Origin of the sequence: Enteractinococcus fodinae, assembly GCF_031458395.1 — a bacterium.
In the GTDB taxonomy this organism is placed as follows: domain Bacteria; phylum Actinomycetota; class Actinomycetes; order Actinomycetales; family Micrococcaceae; genus Yaniella; species Yaniella fodinae.
Genome location: NZ_JAVDYJ010000001.1, coordinates 1,347,942 through 1,363,416 on the forward strand (window position 1 = coordinate 1,347,942; position 15,475 = coordinate 1,363,416).

The 15,475-nt window shown below is 59.4% G+C and carries 15 protein-coding genes and 1 tRNA gene; 13 read left to right on the forward strand and 3 right to left on the reverse strand.

Annotated elements, in window-relative coordinates; all coding sequences use genetic code 11:
* The first annotated feature begins 16 nt into the window (after nt 1-16).
* From J2S62_RS06355 to J2S62_RS06395, 9 genes are all read left to right on the forward strand, one after another.
* Nucleotides 17-1,285 (forward strand): glutamate-5-semialdehyde dehydrogenase, encoded by a 1,269-nt coding sequence (locus tag J2S62_RS06355; protein WP_310172707.1) that lies wholly within the window; start codon nt 17-19, stop codon nt 1,283-1,285.
* A gap of 82 nt (nt 1,286-1,367) precedes the next feature.
* The gene (locus tag J2S62_RS06360; RefSeq protein ID WP_310172709.1) at nt 1,368-1,577 is read left to right on the forward strand and encodes a hypothetical protein; all 210 of its coding nucleotides are present in this window, start codon (nt 1,368-1,370) and stop codon (nt 1,575-1,577) included.
* Nucleotides 1,578-1,638: 61 nt separating this feature from the next.
* Nucleotides 1,639-2,280: a nicotinate-nucleotide adenylyltransferase gene (gene nadD / locus J2S62_RS06365; protein ID WP_407650007.1), complete on the forward strand. Its 642-nt coding sequence runs from the start codon at nt 1,639-1,641 to the stop codon at nt 2,278-2,280.
* The gene (locus J2S62_RS06370) at nt 2,273-3,607 is read left to right on the forward strand and encodes a hypothetical protein (RefSeq protein ID WP_310172712.1); all 1,335 of its coding nucleotides are present in this window, start codon (nt 2,273-2,275) and stop codon (nt 3,605-3,607) included. Before nadD ends, J2S62_RS06370 begins: the two co-directional genes overlap by 8 nt.
* Nucleotides 3,608-3,623: 16 nt before the next feature.
* Complete coding sequence (gene rsfS, locus J2S62_RS06375; protein WP_310172714.1) at nt 3,624-4,001, forward strand: ribosome silencing factor; 378 nt, start codon at nt 3,624-3,626, stop codon at nt 3,999-4,001.
* Nucleotides 4,002-4,019: 18 nt separating this feature from the next.
* Nucleotides 4,020-4,616, forward strand: a complete 597-nt coding sequence (locus J2S62_RS06380; RefSeq protein WP_310172717.1) for a histidine phosphatase family protein — start codon at nt 4,020-4,022, stop codon at nt 4,614-4,616.
* A gap of 97 nt (nt 4,617-4,713) precedes the next feature.
* A tRNA-Ala gene (locus tag J2S62_RS06385) sits at nt 4,714-4,786 on the forward strand.
* A 178-nt stretch (nt 4,787-4,964) separates the two neighbouring features.
* Nucleotides 4,965-5,345 carry a nuclear transport factor 2 family protein gene (locus J2S62_RS06390; protein WP_310172719.1) on the forward strand — a complete coding sequence of 127 codons (381 nt, stop codon included), beginning with the start codon at nt 4,965-4,967 and terminating at the stop codon, nt 5,343-5,345.
* Nucleotides 5,346-5,397: 52 nt separating this feature from the next.
* The gene (locus J2S62_RS06395) at nt 5,398-7,509 is read left to right on the forward strand and encodes a penicillin-binding transpeptidase domain-containing protein (protein ID WP_310172721.1); all 2,112 of its coding nucleotides are present in this window, start codon (nt 5,398-5,400) and stop codon (nt 7,507-7,509) included.
* Between the two features lie 27 nt (nt 7,510-7,536).
* Here the strand turns inward: J2S62_RS06395 and J2S62_RS06400 are convergent, their stop codons facing one another.
* Nucleotides 7,537-8,280 (reverse strand): MBL fold metallo-hydrolase, encoded by a 744-nt coding sequence (locus J2S62_RS06400; RefSeq protein ID WP_310172724.1) that lies wholly within the window; start codon nt 8,278-8,280, stop codon nt 7,537-7,539.
* 344 nt (nt 8,281-8,624) lie between these two features.
* Between J2S62_RS06400 and J2S62_RS06405 the strand changes: the two genes are divergently transcribed.
* Both J2S62_RS06405 and J2S62_RS06410 read left to right on the forward strand, forming a co-directional pair.
* On the forward strand, nt 8,625-9,203 hold the full coding sequence (locus J2S62_RS06405) for a hemerythrin domain-containing protein (protein ID WP_310172726.1): 579 nt from the start codon (nt 8,625-8,627) through the stop codon (nt 9,201-9,203).
* 70 nt (nt 9,204-9,273) lie between these two features.
* Complete coding sequence (locus tag J2S62_RS06410) at nt 9,274-9,651, forward strand: nuclear transport factor 2-like protein (protein WP_310172728.1); 378 nt, start codon at nt 9,274-9,276, stop codon at nt 9,649-9,651.
* Here the strand turns inward: J2S62_RS06410 and hrpB are convergent.
* Entirely contained in the window at nt 9,648-12,308 is a 2,661-nt protein-coding gene (hrpB, locus tag J2S62_RS06415) for an ATP-dependent helicase HrpB (protein WP_310172730.1), read from the reverse strand. The genes J2S62_RS06410 and hrpB overlap by 4 nt on opposite strands.
* Before the next feature lie 124 nt (nt 12,309-12,432).
* Here hrpB and J2S62_RS06420 point away from each other — a divergent pair, with 124 nt between their 5' ends.
* Together J2S62_RS06420 and J2S62_RS06425 are read left to right on the forward strand one after the other, a co-directional pair.
* Nucleotides 12,433-13,569, forward strand: a complete 1,137-nt coding sequence (locus J2S62_RS06420) for a calcium:proton antiporter (protein ID WP_310172733.1) — start codon at nt 12,433-12,435, stop codon at nt 13,567-13,569.
* Nucleotides 13,570-13,618: 49 nt separating this feature from the next.
* The gene (locus J2S62_RS06425; RefSeq protein WP_310172735.1) at nt 13,619-14,695 is read left to right on the forward strand and encodes an NADH:flavin oxidoreductase/NADH oxidase; all 1,077 of its coding nucleotides are present in this window, start codon (nt 13,619-13,621) and stop codon (nt 14,693-14,695) included.
* Here the strand turns inward: J2S62_RS06425 and J2S62_RS06430 are convergent.
* Complete coding sequence (locus J2S62_RS06430) at nt 14,692-15,405, reverse strand: Crp/Fnr family transcriptional regulator (RefSeq protein WP_310172737.1); 714 nt, start codon at nt 15,403-15,405, stop codon at nt 14,692-14,694. The genes J2S62_RS06425 and J2S62_RS06430 overlap by 4 nt on opposite strands.
* Nucleotides 15,406-15,475: the final 70 nt, after the last annotated feature.

The following is a 15,475-nucleotide window of genomic DNA, read 5'->3' on the forward strand; positions in this document are numbered from 1 at the left end:
CAGCTACAATCAAACCATGACCGCTACACACCAGTCCGTGACCCAACAGATCGCAGCGATCACGAAGGCTGCACGTCAAGCCCAGAAGTCCTTAGCCGGCGCATCACGTGCCGACAAAGACGCCGCTTTGGCGGCCATGGCCAATGCCATCGACACCAACCGGGCAAAAATCTTAGAAGCCAACGCAACCGATCTTGACCGCGGCAAGGAGAATAACACTCCGGCCGCGCTCCTGGATCGTCTGCAGCTCACCGATGACCGCATTGACGGGTTGGTGTCTGCCCTGGGGGATCTAGCCAGCTTGCCGGATCCGATCGGGAACGTGGTCCGCGGCAACAACTTGCCCAACGGTATCCGCCTGCAGCAGGTGCGCGTTCCGCTGGGGGTCGTCGGAGCGATCTATGAAGCCCGCCCGAATGTCACCGTTGACATCGCCGGGATCGGCATCAAATCCGGCAACGCTGTCATTTTGCGCGGCGGCTCGGCAGCAGAAACCACCAACGGGGTGACCATCGGGGTGCTGCGCGACGCGCTGGAAAGCCAAGGACTCCCCGCCGACCTCGTTCAGGGGATTGATGAGCTGGGTCGCGAAGGTGCCAATGCGCTGATGACCTACCGCCGCGGTGTCGATGTGCTCATCCCTCGTGGCGGCCCGGGCCTGATCCGTGCGGTCGTTGAAAACGCCGCCGTACCCGTCATCGAGACCGGCGCCGGCGTTGGTCACGTCTATGTGGACGCCTCCGCCGATCCGCAAAAGGCCGTCGACATTGTCTTCAACTCCAAGACACACCGGCCATCGGTATGCAACGCGGCCGAAACCGTTTTGATTCATCGCGATGCGAAAGACACCGGTATCAAAGTACTGACAGCCCTCCAGGACGCTGGAGTGGTGTTACACGTGGATCCCACGGCAGCGACCTGGGTCTCTGATGCGGTAGCGGCCACCGAAGACGACTGGTCCACCGAATACCTCGACATGGAAATGTCAGTCAAGATCGTGGGTGACATCGACGAGGCCATCGAGCACGTGGAAACCTACTCGACGCGTCACACCGAGGTCATCGTCACCGAAAATCTCTCCAACGCCGACCGGTACATCGCTGAGGTTGATGCAGCAGTCGTGATGGTGAACGCCTCCTCGCGCTTCACCGACGGTGGACAGTTCGGCTTGGGCGCTGAAATCGGCATTTCGACCCAGAAACTGCACGCCCGCGGCCCCATGGGTCTAGAAGAACTCACCTCGACCAAATGGATCCTGCGCGGCGACGGACAAATCCGACACTAGCCAAGACACCGTCACCATGACCGAATAAAAATTCGGTAAGCTGGCCTACTAGCAACACTCGTATCTACAGGAGTACACACCCATGGAACTGTTCCTTGCAACAGCAGAAGAAACTGTCGTCAACGAACTGCCCGTTGACCCGCTCGTCTACGGCATCGCGATCTTTGCCGCGCTGATGTTCCTGCTGTTGGCAATCATGTCGCTACGTTCTGTCGCGATTCGCCCAGACACTCCCGCATCGACTGATGTAGCACAGCCACACCAGGGCGCCTCTACCCCTTCAAACCGCTAACGCGCCTGTGACAAAACCTCTGCACCGCACACCCCCTGCCCGCCGCACTCGGTTGGGCATCATGGGAGGCACTTTCGACCCCATTCACCACGGACACCTCGTGGCTGCAAGTGAGGTCGCTGCAGAGTTTGATCTTGACGAAGTCGTTTTCGTGCCGACCGGCCGACCCTGGCAAAAATCGGGCCGAGACGTCTCACCCCAAGAACATCGCTACTTGATGACCGTGATCGCCACCGCGTCGAACCCTCGGTTCTCGGTATCTCGAGTTGATATCGACCGCGGCGGCCAAACCTACACGGCCGACACGTTGGACGATATCCAAACGTTGCGCCCCGATGCAGACTTATTCTTCATCACCGGCGCAGATGCGATGGAACAAATCATGACCTGGAAAAACGTCGACCAGCTGTGGGGTAAAGCCCACTTCGTTGGGGTCTCGCGGCCAGGTCATGAACTCACCGACTTCGGCCTGTCCGAAGAGGTTTCCCTGATGGAAATCCCCGCGATGGCGATCTCGTCGACTGACTGTCGGGAACGCGTCGCCGAGGGCAAGCCTGTCTGGTATCTGGTGCCCGATGGGGTGGTGCAATACATTGGCAAGTACGGTCTGTATATCGATCCCAATGGAAGAATTGCGCGACCGAACACGACACCGCAAACGCCCGTATCACTGAACAACCGACCGGAGGAAGCCGATGAGTAATCCTTATCCTTCCCGCCGAGAATTACGGCTCCAACGCGAACGTGCCGAGCGCGCGAAGCTACGGGACGCAGAAATCCAGCGGTGGTCCGAAGAAGTCGAACAGCGCGACACAACGCCAACTGAAAAACCGCAGCCCGTTCCGGCAGCCCTTGAAGACACCGAGGACACTGGTGACGAAAACGCAACACCGGTTCCACCACTGGATCCCATACCTCAGCCCGAGGATGACACGCCAGCAGAAGAAGTCGCCGAAACTCCTGCGGAACGTCGACGTCGACGGGCCGATTCAGCCGTCACGTCCACCGGGATGCTGCCGATTATCAGCAAGCCTGTCGATGAGACCAAGTCAGGCAAACCACGCTCGCGTCGTGAAGCTCGCAAGTTTGACGCTCAACGCGCAGCCGAACGACGAGCCGAAGTGGAACGCCTCCATCGAGAGCAAGGCGAAGCAGAAGCCAAAGCTCGCCGCCGTGCCACTGCACCCCAGACCACACCGGCACCGGCACCGGCCATAACGCCCCTAGAGACCGACCCGACACCTGCCGAGCAATCCATTGAATCGGCTGACGAAGAAGTGCTGGATGTCGAAATTACCGGCATGCACGATCTGTCAGCCACCGAGATCACCGACCTCAGCGGTCTCGATACGATCGAAATCCGGCGGGCAGAACTTCGCGCTGAAACTGAACGTCTCACCCAAGAGATCATTGAGCTTGGGGAGAGTAACCCCAACGTCATCGATCCCAAGCTGCTTCGCCGCCAGAAAGAGCTCGCCGAGAAATCTCAAGAGCTCCAGGACCTAGAAACAGCGGCTATTGAACTCGTGGAATCCGAGAACCAGGATGCCGGGGACGACTCCTCTGAGGCCACAGCAGAGGATATAGCTGACCAGCCCCAAGCCGAGCCTGACACAGCTGAAGTTGCAACTGCGGCAGTACCAGCCCAAGAGGAGAAGGCCTCCGCATCAGAGCAGTCCGAGAAGACCACTCCGGGGCGCGGCCGTCGCAGACGCCGGTCTACTCAAGGCCCGTTTGTTACTGGCCCGTTTAAGATCGACGAAGAAAAAGCAGCCGACACTAAGTCACCGGAAGAACCGTCCCGTGAGACCAAGAAACCACCCCTGGCAGAGTTCATTCGTGCACCGGTCGAACCGGAGCCAGAACGTGACCCGCGTGAACCGTTAGAAGCAAGTTCTGCACACGGTTTAGACACCCTTGATGCTAAAGACGTCGAAGCCCCGGAGCGCAGACTTCGCATGTCGGCAATTATCATGTTTGCTATTGGTCTCATTGCATTAATCATCGCTATTATTCTGCTCGCCCGTTAACTTTCTAAGGAGCTTCGTGGCAGTACCCGAACCCACACTCAAGGCGCTACACATCGCCTCCAATGCCGCAGCCGAGCGACAAGCCGAAAACATTTCCGCGGTAGACGTGGCCGACCGGTTGGGCATTACCGACGCGTTCTTTTTTGCATCAGCGCAAACCGAACGACAAGTCAAATCGATTATCGAAGAAATCGAAGATGCACTACGTGAACAGCTTGAGTTGAAGCCGCTACGTCGCGAAGGTCAGACTGAAGGCCGCTGGGTGCTGCTGGATTACGGTCATTTCGTGATTCATATCCAACACAACGAAGAGCGCGAAAACTACGCACTAGACCGTCTCTGGTCTGATGCGCCACAAATTGATCTCCCGCAAGCTGATGAACCACAAAGCTGAATAGGTGAGACTGTAGAGATGAAAACGATCGTGTTCCTACGCCACGGCCAAACCGACTGGAACCTCAACGGGAAGTTCCAGGGGCAACAAGATATCCCGCTCAATGAAACCGGGCACGCCCAAGCACGCGAAGCTGCCCACCGGTGGGGACACACGGAGTTCGACGCGGCCATCGTGTCGCCATTGAAACGCGCCCATGATACTGCGCGCATCCTACTTCGCGACCGTCACGTCCCCTGCGTACTCGAAGAAAATATTCAAGAGACCGCCGGGGGCGAATGGGAAGGCCTGCTCTTTACTGAGATTGCCGAACGATGGCCCGATGAGCACGCCGCATTCCGCCTGCCCGATCTGGACGCCGGCCCCGTTGGTGGTGAAACACCTCGCCAGTCTGGTGGCAGAACCGCTCGGGCCGTCATCGAAGCGCTCAAGGAAGCAAACGTCTTACTAGTTGTTTCCCATGGCAACGCTATGCGCGCCGCTGCACATCTGCTGGTCGGATATGCGGACGAAGATTATGCAAGCGTGCCGCGGTTATCGAATTGTCGGGCACACGTGCTGCAGTCAGATAGCGGCGAACACGGTTCATTTACTCTAACGCAAACCAGTGTTTAAGATCACGCGAGCATAGCGACACTACGAATTTGTTTTCGAAATGAAGCTATGTATACTAGAGGATGTTGCCCAGCAGGGCGGCACAAAAACTTGATACGGGGCTATGGCGCAGTTGGTAGCGCGCTTCCGTGGCACGGAAGAGGTCAGGGGTTCGAATCCCCTTAGCTCCACGTTAGAAATCTCGGGAAGTCGTCGGAACGATCTCCCGAGATTTTCTTTTAACCCCTGGGTCGCTGCGTTGCGAACCAGGGTTGAAACCGTTAATCATTCCGCGGCACAACCAGCACATCGAGTGCGCTTCAATAACCGCGCAGCTGTCTTCCGTCGCTATCGTCTAATGTGTTGTATATGACTATCGAGGAACTCCTGGCACTCGAACATCGCGGATGGAAGTCCCTTTGCGAGGGGACCGGAGCAGACTTTTACGCTCAGATCATGACACCAGATGCGGTAATGCTTCTTTCCCATGGGGTCGTGTTAGATCGCGATGCGGTGCTTGGTTCCCTCAACAACGCACCGCCGTGGGACCGGTACGAAATTCGCGACGAACGGCTTCTCCGATTGACTGAAGACACCGCCGCACTGGTCTACACCGGTCACGCTTTCCGGGCGGGCGAACCCGAGTTCCTTGCGCTAATGTCGAGCGTCTACATCCGTCAAAACGGTGCGTGGCGGTTAGTGTTGTATCAACAGACGCCCATCCCTGCCTCAAAAGAGCCAGAGCGGTAATGACCCTTGTCACGGGTGGTAGGCAGGGTTGTGGGCCACTAGACTACCCACCATGGTTACGTCACACTCAGCAAACTCACAGCCTGCACCCGAGTATTTCACTGGCTCAGCTCCGCGTAGAGCTTTGAGCCTGACGGCACTGCTCGTGGTCGGTGCCCTAGGACTCAGCGCTTGTGGGCCGGGATACGATGAGCCCACGGAAGCCGCCGAGCAATTCGCTGACCACCTGGAATCGAAACAGCTCGAAGCCCTCAACGACACAGCATTGGCCGATGGCTCCACGCAGCCCGCAACTCTCGCGGAAGCCACCGAATCGCTAGCTCGCTACCCGCGGTCGGTCAGCCTAGACTCGGCAAGCGTCGATGAAGCCGATCAGGCATCCGATGAAGATCCGGTCACAGCGACTGCGCAGTATACGGTGACTTGGGATCTATCCAGCACCGGCAGTGAAAGTGAAGCTTCGGCCGACGAGGAAGAGCCTTCTGAGGACGCCTGGTCTTACACCACCGAGACCACTTTGGTATGGCATGACGAGTCTGAGCAGTGGCGACCGCTGCTCCAAGCGGACACATTGATACCCGGGTTGGCCGAAGGCGGTCGTGTAGAAGTGACCGTTGATCCAGCACAGCGTGGTGACATTCTCGACACCCATGGTCAACCGTTGGCCACTGAGCGTCCCGTGCAGCGCATCGGGATCGATAAGACACATGTGCTCGATAGCCTGGCTGCTGAGGGGACTGAACCGTCTGATGAGGAGGTCGAAGACATGTTCACCTCATCTGCTACGGAACTAGCGGAAGCACTCGACTTGGATGCTGAGCCGTTGGTCGAGCGTGTGCTGGCCGCCGGGGAACGCGCCTGGGTCGAGTTCATCGTGTTGCGCGACAACGCAGAAACCGATATTCCCACCGAACAAATACAGCAAATTCTTGGTGCAACGAGTCTCGCAGACACCATGGTGCTCGGTCCGACCTCAACGTTCGCGCGCTCACTCCTGGGTTCGTACGGACAACCTTCTGCTGAACAGATTGAAGACTCCGATGGTGAATTCACTGCTGGCGTCGCCACCGGACTCTCCGGCTTACAGCGGACTTATAACGATCATCTCGCCGGCACCGACGGGCTGGAAATTAGCGTCGATAATTCGGCAGCCCAAGACACCCCAGATGGCACACCAGCTGAATTCAGTCGACCAGCCACCGATGGGGAATCACTCACCACCACGCTTGACCCTGAGATTCAACAGCTAGCAGAACAAAGCATAGCTGATTCCGAGGAACCGGCCGGAATGGTGGTCGTGCGACCATCGGACGGACACATTCTGGCTGCCGCTGACGGGCCCGAAGAACTGACGTGGCCGCTGGCGATGACGGCCTCATATGCCCCCGGGTCGACCTTTAAAGTCGTCACCGCTCTGGCGATGGTACGGAATGGTCTCACCCCGGAATCTACGGTCGAGTGCCCACCCACCCTGAATGTTGATGGTTTAGAGATCTCGAACTTTGAACTGTACCCTTCCGAATACGTCGGAGACATCACCTTGGCCGATGCGATGGCCCAGTCCTGTAACACCACGTTTGTTGGCCAGCACGATGAGATCTCCGCCGAGCAGCTGCACGAGGCTGCCGCAGCCTTAGGCCTGGTCGAAGACCCTCGCGTGGGCTATGCAGGGGCCTTTTTAGGTGATGTACCTGCCGATGCGGAAGGTACCACCCATGCTGCCGGTCTCTTCGGTCAAGGGGCAGTGGAAGCCTCGCCATTGGGCATGGCTACCGTTGCCGCCTCGGTTGCTGCAGGAGAAACCATAACACCGGTGGTCGTTTCGGAACCCAGTGTTGATCCTCAGGATAACGAGCACCTACCGGTCGATGAGCCGCTGACCGCAAAAGAAGCCGAACAATTGCAGGACCTCATGGCCGGGCCCGTCGCCTACGGCACCGTACCGATCCTGCAAGAGGTGCCGGGGTCACCTGTGTTGGCAAAGACTGGTACAGCCGAATCTGAAGCGGATGGTGAAGCGATTGCTCACACCTGGCTAATGGCAACTCAGGACGATATCGCGCTCGCGTCATTTGTGCACGACGGTGTGGGCGGGGCACAAACCAACGGCCCAATTGTGCAAGAATTCTTGACTGAACTCCAAGACCTGGATCTGGACCAGTAGCCAACCCAGTGTGTGGGTCTGGCGTCGTTAGTGCTCCCCCATGGCCTGCGCATAGCGCAAGGCCTTCTCAGTGCCTTTGAACCACGGATCCCCGTGACCCGGCAGGAGCACACTGGCCGGATGCTTTTGCAGGGTTTGGAGTGACCCCAGTGCTTCGCGCGTGTTCTGGGTTGCCGCAGACGCCACGATTTGCGGGCCGGTTCTGCCCGTATATGGATCGAGCGTGACGAGCGCATCGCCGGTAATCATCACGTCGCGATCGGCGAGGTAAAACATACAATGGCCGCGGGTGTGACCTGGCGTATGTAGTGCGACCGGGCGGCCTGGAACCGGCAGTTCGTCGCCTGAACCAAACCGGGTGGAGGCGGACACGCCTTTGACGCGTAGTGCACCTCCGACCGCCATGCTGCCGATGATGGGCAGGGAGCGCGGGTGTAGGAACGGGTAGACGAAACGGTTCCGCTGTGGAGTGTACCGGTAGGGATGAGCGGCTAAGCCTGCATCGGCATGATGAACATAGATCGGCACATTCCATTCGCGTTGAACACGTGCAGCAAATCCGACGTGATCAAAATGACCGTGCGTCAGAATCAGGGCGCGAACATCTTGTACGCTGCGGTCGATAGTCCTCAAAGCCTCGTGGACCGCAGCCCACATGCGAGGCAAGCCCGCATCCACCAGGGTCACCCCGTCGTCGTCTTCAATGAGATAGCAATTCACTTTGGCACGAGTAAGCACGTGCACGCCATCGGCTACATTTTGTCGAAGCATAACAACCTCCTGCGGTAGCGCCTTCGGGGTATTGCCCAACGTGGGTTTCGATATTCGACACTAACGAATCATGACCGCCCCCAACCATGGGTCGCAATCGAAAATCTTGGCAAAGCTGGGCCACACGAGGGCCGTCTGGGTGCATCACGGTGGAACCATCCTCCGGGTGTTCAACGATCGTCTGGTCTGGTGGCCAAGGGTAAGCTGCGAGAAAGATGCTGGGGGATATGTCGCTGATTGATGGCTGGCCCCGGGACCTGGCAGCAGGTGCACGAGACCGTTAGCCTATTGGTAGCCACGTGTTACGAGTTCAAAGTGCCCCAGTATGTTCTGGAAGGACAGGTATGAGCACCTTCAAAGCAAATCAAGAACAAGACGTCGTCGAGCTTCTCACCGAGGATCACCAAGATATGTTAGATCTCATCGGTCAGATCCAACAGGCCACCACGGTCGAAGAGCGCCGCGATACTGCCGACGCGGTGATCGCCGAGATTATGCGGCACGCGGTTGCTGAGGAAATGTATGTTTACCCGGCGATGGAAAAATACCTGCCCAATGGGGCTGAAGAGGTCGAACACGATAAACAAGAGCACGATGAGCTTGTCGATGTGATGAAAAAGCTCGAAGATGCCGACGCCGAGTCCGAAGAGTTCATGTCCTTGGTGAAGGAACTGGAATCGCAACTGCGCCATCACGTCGAAGACGAAGAACAAGACCAGTTCCCCGGGTTGCGTGAACATATCCCAGCGGACGAGCGCATAGAACTGGGCAATAAAGTTGCCCAGGCGAAATCCTTGGCACCAACCAGACCTCACCCAAACGCCCCGCACTCTGAGCTCTTCCATAAAACAGTTGGAGCGGGCGTGGGCATGGTGGATCGTCTGCGCGATAAACTCACCGGCCGGAATACGGAGAAGGGGTAAGGGGATTCGAGCCCCTGACCCTTCTGTGATGGCTGGCATGGAAGTTCCCCGGGAGAATGTTCCTCTGCGGGTGGTTGAAGCACCCGAGGATTGCGGCAATGCGCCACGGAAAATGGTGATCCGTGATCTCCTCGTAGCGCTCGCTGAACGGAACCATGATGCTGTGGTCTCGTTCCTGCGAGAAGATATTCGGTGGGACGTAGTCGGTGTCAAGGAGCTTACCGGACCTGATGCGGTTGGTGAATGGCTACTTCAGCAGCCGCCGGTCGAAGAGTTGCATATCGCCACGGTGATCACCCACGGCACCGACTGTGGCGCCGAGGGACGGCTGGTACACTCTGATGGCACCACGACTCGGTTCAATCACATCATGCTCTTCGCCGGGCACGCCAAGACCGCGAAGGTCAAAGAGGTGCGAAGTTACCTCATCGACGAAGAGCGCCGTTAGCGCTTGGTGTTTCGTAACGCCCGGTTGGTCTTCGCGGTCGCTGTTGCGGCAAGCGGATCTTCTGGCCACGGGTGTTTCACATAGCGGCCCCGATTTTCTGCTCGCACCTGAGGGTACACGTTCTGCCAAAAATTGGTTAGGTCTGTGGTGATGGCCAAAGGGCGTCGCGCAGGTGACAACAGATGCAACACCACAGGTACCCTGCCATCAGCCACCGTCGGGCTTGTGGTCCAGCCAAAGCATTCCTGCAATTTGACCGCGAGCACGGGTGCTGCGACCTCCTCATCGGTGTGCTGCTCAGGGGATGGCCAATCCAGCCGGATTGCGGAGCCGGACGGCACGTGAAGGCGTTCGGGCGCGAGCTCATCCAAAGAAGCGGCTTCAGGCCAGGGCAACACACGACGAAGCGCACCGGTCAGATCGATCCGGTCCGTTCGGACCCCGCCGGCCAATTGCTCAAGCTCTGGCGCTAACCACTCCTCAAGCCGTTGAGTTAAAGCCTCATCTGAGACATCCGGCCACGGTGCCCCGAGCACGCGGTGCAGGACACCCAAGCGGCCCCGGAGGGTCTTAAAACCAGCGTGCTGGCGGGTAGTATCCACACTGAAAAAAGCCACGACGCCGTCACGTCGGATTTCGGCTGCTACCGCCGCGCGAGTGTGTTGGGCGGTCGGCGGGATCGGAGTGGACGAGAGCTCAATGGCTCCCAGCCGCCGGACGGCTCGAGCCGACACTTTTCCATCGACAAACCGCGCTTGGGTCTCATGGGTCAGCAGCGGGCCGGCTGCAAGTTCGGCATGGTCTTGATCAAGTTCAGCAGCAGTGCGGATGATCGCTCGGTCGCCGTGGAGCGTCACGTCAGCCACGGCCAACCATTGACAGCCATTGAGGCTGGAACCGCGGGGCAACGCCGCCGCAGTGCCTGACGCGAGCAAGTACTCATCGCCTGAGGCCTTCGGTGTCCCGGGTTTACGTCGTCGAGCGATTTGCTGCGGGAAGGCCAGGGCGGTGACGATCCCATACGCAAGCGGATCGTTCATCTCGGACACGGAAGGTTCCTCCAGAACAGCCAGCAATCGGCGGATATCATCGGTCCAACGTTTCGGGCGATCGGCACGAAGCCGACGGATCAGCTGACCCAGATCGGCGCCCTCGGCCCGCTGCTCTGACGTCAGCGCTGCAACAATTTCAGCGGCCCTGCGGGCACCCACAAACTCTGCGCCGTCGAATAGGGCCCGTCCCAGTCGAGGATCAACCGGAAGTTGAGCCAGCCGCCGTCCCAGTGGTGTGACCTGGAGCGTCCCATCAGCGTCCTGGCGGGTGAGCGCTCCCAGCTGTGTCAGCACCTCCACAGCGCTGGTGAACGAGCGTGCTGGGAGCGGCTCGGGTAAGGGCACACCAGATCCATCAGGGGCGCCCCAACAGGCCAGATCCAAGACAGCCTGGGTGAGATCAGCCGTGTGTATTTCCGCGGGACGGTGTGCAGGTCGTGCCGCATATTCGGCATCACTCAGACACCGGACGACCAATCCCGGTCCTTCACGTGCGGCACGTCCGGCACGTTGTGTCATTGCGGATTTTGCAGCTCCAACGGTAACCAGCCCGGAGACACCGCGCACCGTGTCGAGCCGCGATTGTCGGTCGAGGCCAGCATCGACCACGATTCGGACCCCGGGGACTGTCAGTGACGACTCGGCCACATTGGTGGCTAAGACAACGCGCCGGTGAGGGTATGTCCGGTCGGGCGACAGGATCCGATCCTGTTGGGCGGCGGGTGTCGAGCCTAATAAGGGTAAGACTTCCCTTGCAGCGGCGCGACCGAGTCGGTCCTCGAGCTGACGGGCCACCCGATCGATCTCTCGTCCACCAGGCAAAAATACCAACACGTCCCCGTCCGACTCCTGATCCATTGTGGTCAGGATTGTTCCGGTGACGTGGTCCAAGAACTGTGGGCTCACGCCGCGGGCATCGAGGGCTCGTTGGGTGCCCGGTAACGGCGCCCAGTGTTCGGTCAGGGGATAGGTCACAGCGTGAGCCTCAAAAAGCCGGGCCGGCTGCCCATCAGGCTGGGGGAGTCGTGCCGCCCAGAAGTCTGCCTCTAGGGTCGCCGACATGACCACAATGTCAAGAGGATCGTCGGCGGAACGTAACTCGGCCAACTGCTGGACCAATCCGAAGACCAGATCGGTGTCGAGTTGGCGCTCATGCACCTCATCAAGCACCACGGCAGCGACATCTGCGGCCTCAGGATCGTTCACGAGTCGGCGCAACAGCACGCCGGTGGTCACAAATTCCACGACCGTTGTAGCCGAGACACGGCGATCCCCACGAACTGAATACCCGACCAATTCGCCAAGGCGTGTACCGGTGAGCTGTGCCAACCGGCGTGCAGCAGCCCGGGCAGCCATCCGTCGGGGCTGGGTGACCACTACCTTGCCGGACCGGCCAGAAGCCAGTACTCGATTGGCGATCGTCGGCGGCACCACGGTGGTCTTACCGGTGCCCGGAGGCGCGATCACAACACCGCGTAACCCAACAGCCTGTGCGGCGTCAGCTGCCAAGAGCTCATCGACCAGTGGCGCCGCAGGTAAGCCCGCGGCCACCACCGCGAGATCAAACGGGGAGTTCGACGAAGGAATCAGATTCGGGTCACGCATCGCAACCATTGTAGGCCCAGCAGGATACCGACCGCTTTGCTACACTCGGGACCGTTCACAGCCTCCGGGACGGCCCGGAGCGCACACACGAAGTCGGGACGGCCCACAGAAGAGGCCACGTCTCATGTCTATCGCAACCGCTCGTCGTGTCGTCACCCCCACCACAGTCACCCAGTTGCTTCTCGGTTGGGGCACGTATACCCTCCTCTGGTTCCTCGGGGACCTTGGTCCACTCAGTACCGGCCCGTTGGTCATACTCCTGGCCGCGTTAGTCGGAATCATCGCCGGCTGCGCATTCGGTGTGGTCACCCAGGCCGAAGCCATCGCCAAACGCTTGCCCGACCCATACGGGACCCTGGTGCTGACCCTGTCAATCGTGGTGATCGAAGTGGTGCTGATCGCCGCCGTGATGCTGGGCCCCGGTCAGCACCCCAACATCGCGCGTGACTCTGTGATGGCCGTGAGCATGATCATCCTCAATCTCGTCATCGGCCTGGCACTACTCATCGCAGGGCTCCGACACACCGGGCCACGCTTCAACCCGGTCGGGACCACAAGCTATCTCACCCTGCTGGTCGTGCTGTTGAGCATAGCCTTCGTCGTCCCCGGCATGATCGGCACCGACGGCTCCTACACAACCGGCCAAGCCGCACTCATCCTGACCCTCACCATCCTGCTCTACGCGTTTTTCTTAGTTCGGCAGATAGGGGCACAACGCACCGACTTCCAAGAACCCCAGACCACTGAGCACCCCGCCCAGAGCGTCGGTGACACCAGCCCTGGTGTGGGTCGCGTCGTGGCACACCATCGCCGTGAACTGACCGCTCGCAGCACCCTGTTGATTGCCCTGGTTATCCCCATCGTGTTGCTATCCCACGTCATGGCCGGGCTGCTCGACGACGCGATGGCACGACTCGGCGCACCGACCGCGCTCGCAGGCATCATCATCGCGGTCATCGTCTTTCTTCCAGAAACCGTCACCGCCCTACGCGCCGCCTACCGCAACGAACTCCAGCGCGTGAGCAACCTGTGTCACGGAGCTGCCGTGTCGACGGTGGGGCTCACCATCCCCGTCGTGCTCACCATTGGATTGATCACCAGCCAAGACGTTATCCTGGCTGAAAACCCCACCAACCTTGCGTTATTAGGTATCACCCTGGTGCTGACCGCCGTTACCGCACTGACTCCCAAAGTGACGGCATTGCACGGTGCTGGGCACCTGGCGGTCTTTGTGCTGTATATTCTGACCGTGTTTATTTGATAGCATCCGAGCAGACCACTTTCGAACGACTCACTTGCGAGGATTCCGCGTGCCACGTCTAGCTTTTGAACCCATTACTTTGCGCTCAGTCACCGCCCGGAACAGGCTGTGGATACCGCCGATGTGCCAATATAGCGCTACGGGCCGGGACGGGGTGGCCACCGACTGGCATATGGTGCACCTGGGTGGACTAGCGCGTGGGGGAGCAGGCGCGGTCATCGTCGAAGCAACTGCAGTCACCCCGGAAGGCCGCATCTCGCAGTATGACCTTGGTCTGTGGAACGACGAACAACGTGATGCACTGGTCCCGATCGTGAACTTTATGCATTCCCAGGGTGCTGTGGCCGGGATCCAGCTGGCTCATGCGGGGCGCAAAGGAAGCACCTACCGGCCCTTCGATGACCAAAATTCTGGCAATATCCCCCTGGATGAGGGCGGCTGGCAGACCGTTGCACCGTCGCCCATCGCATTTCCCGGCTTGGAAACTCCTCGAGAACTGTCCACCACGGACATCGCTGAGGTCGTGACAGCATTCGCAGCTGCGGCACGTCGTGCCGTTGAAGCCGGGTTTGAACTCGTGGAAATCCACGGCGCCCACGGCTATTTACTCCATGAGTTCTTATCCCCGCTCAGTAACACCCGCAAGGATGACTACGGTGGCAGCTTGGCAAACCGGGCCCGCTTGCTGTTAGAAGTTGTCGACGCCGTCCGGGCCGAGGTGGGACAAGACCTAGCGGTCTTGGTGCGAGTCTCGGCAGTCGACTGGGTGGATGAAGGTCTCACCATTGAGGACACCGTGCAGGTCAGCAAGTGGTTAGCCGACCACGGGGTCGACTTGATCGATGTGTCCTCCGGGGCCAATATGCCCGCCAAAATTCCGTCCGGACCCGGCTACCAGGTGGCTTTCGCCCAACAAATCCGTCAGTGCACCGGAGTGCCCACCGGTGCGGTCGGGCTGATCACCGAACCTTTCCAAGCCGAACACATTCTGGTCACCGAACAGGCCGACGTGGTGCTGGTTGGGCGCGAAGCGCTGCGAAACGCCGATTTCCCGATTCATGCTGCCCAGGTGCTCCGCCATCAGCAGCCGCCCACACCCATCCAGTACCACCGGGCCTACCGCTAGTCGTCCCCGGAGACCAATGACTCCAGGGCCTCCGGATCTACTATGGTCACGACCTCGTCAGCAATGTCGATCGCCCCTTTGGTGCGTAACCGGCCCAGTGCACGGCTCAATGATTCGGGGGTGGTGCCCAATAACGAGGCGATATCTTTTTTATTCAGTGGCAACCGGACCCGCATACCAGTCTGCTCGGGGCCGCGCAGTAACGGTTGTTGGAGCAGATAATCGGCGATACGCACCTCGACGCTTTGGGAGTTCAGCGTCAGCTGATGCTCGGTTTGGGCCAGCCGTTCGCCCAGGGTCCGCAGCATGCGCTGCGCGATATCGGGATAGTGCTGGATCAAGGAAGTCAGGTCATCGTGGACAAAGACACACAACCGGGCATCGTCGATGGCTTGGGCTTCTTCAAGCGGAGCACTGCCGGTGAGGAAGGCATATTCGCCCAGCGTCTCACCGGGGGAGACGACCCGCAGGAGTTGTGTTCGGCCGCTGGGTAACAGCCGACTGACCTTCACTGCTCCCGAATGCACCACGAACATCAAACCGGTCTGTTCTCCCACGCCATGTACCAGCTCACCGTCGGCCAGCATTCGGGGACGAGCCATCGTGGCCACTAGGTCCTGTTGGGCCGGGGTTAACCCGGCAAAAATGGGCACCCGCCGCACACAGTTGTCGTCGTGAACGGTCACATCGCGAAGCGGCAATTCGTGCATGGTCACCAGGCTACCTGCCGGGGACGCTGGCCGACTTGACGTATATCAAGGTCGTTCCTTGACCGCCGTG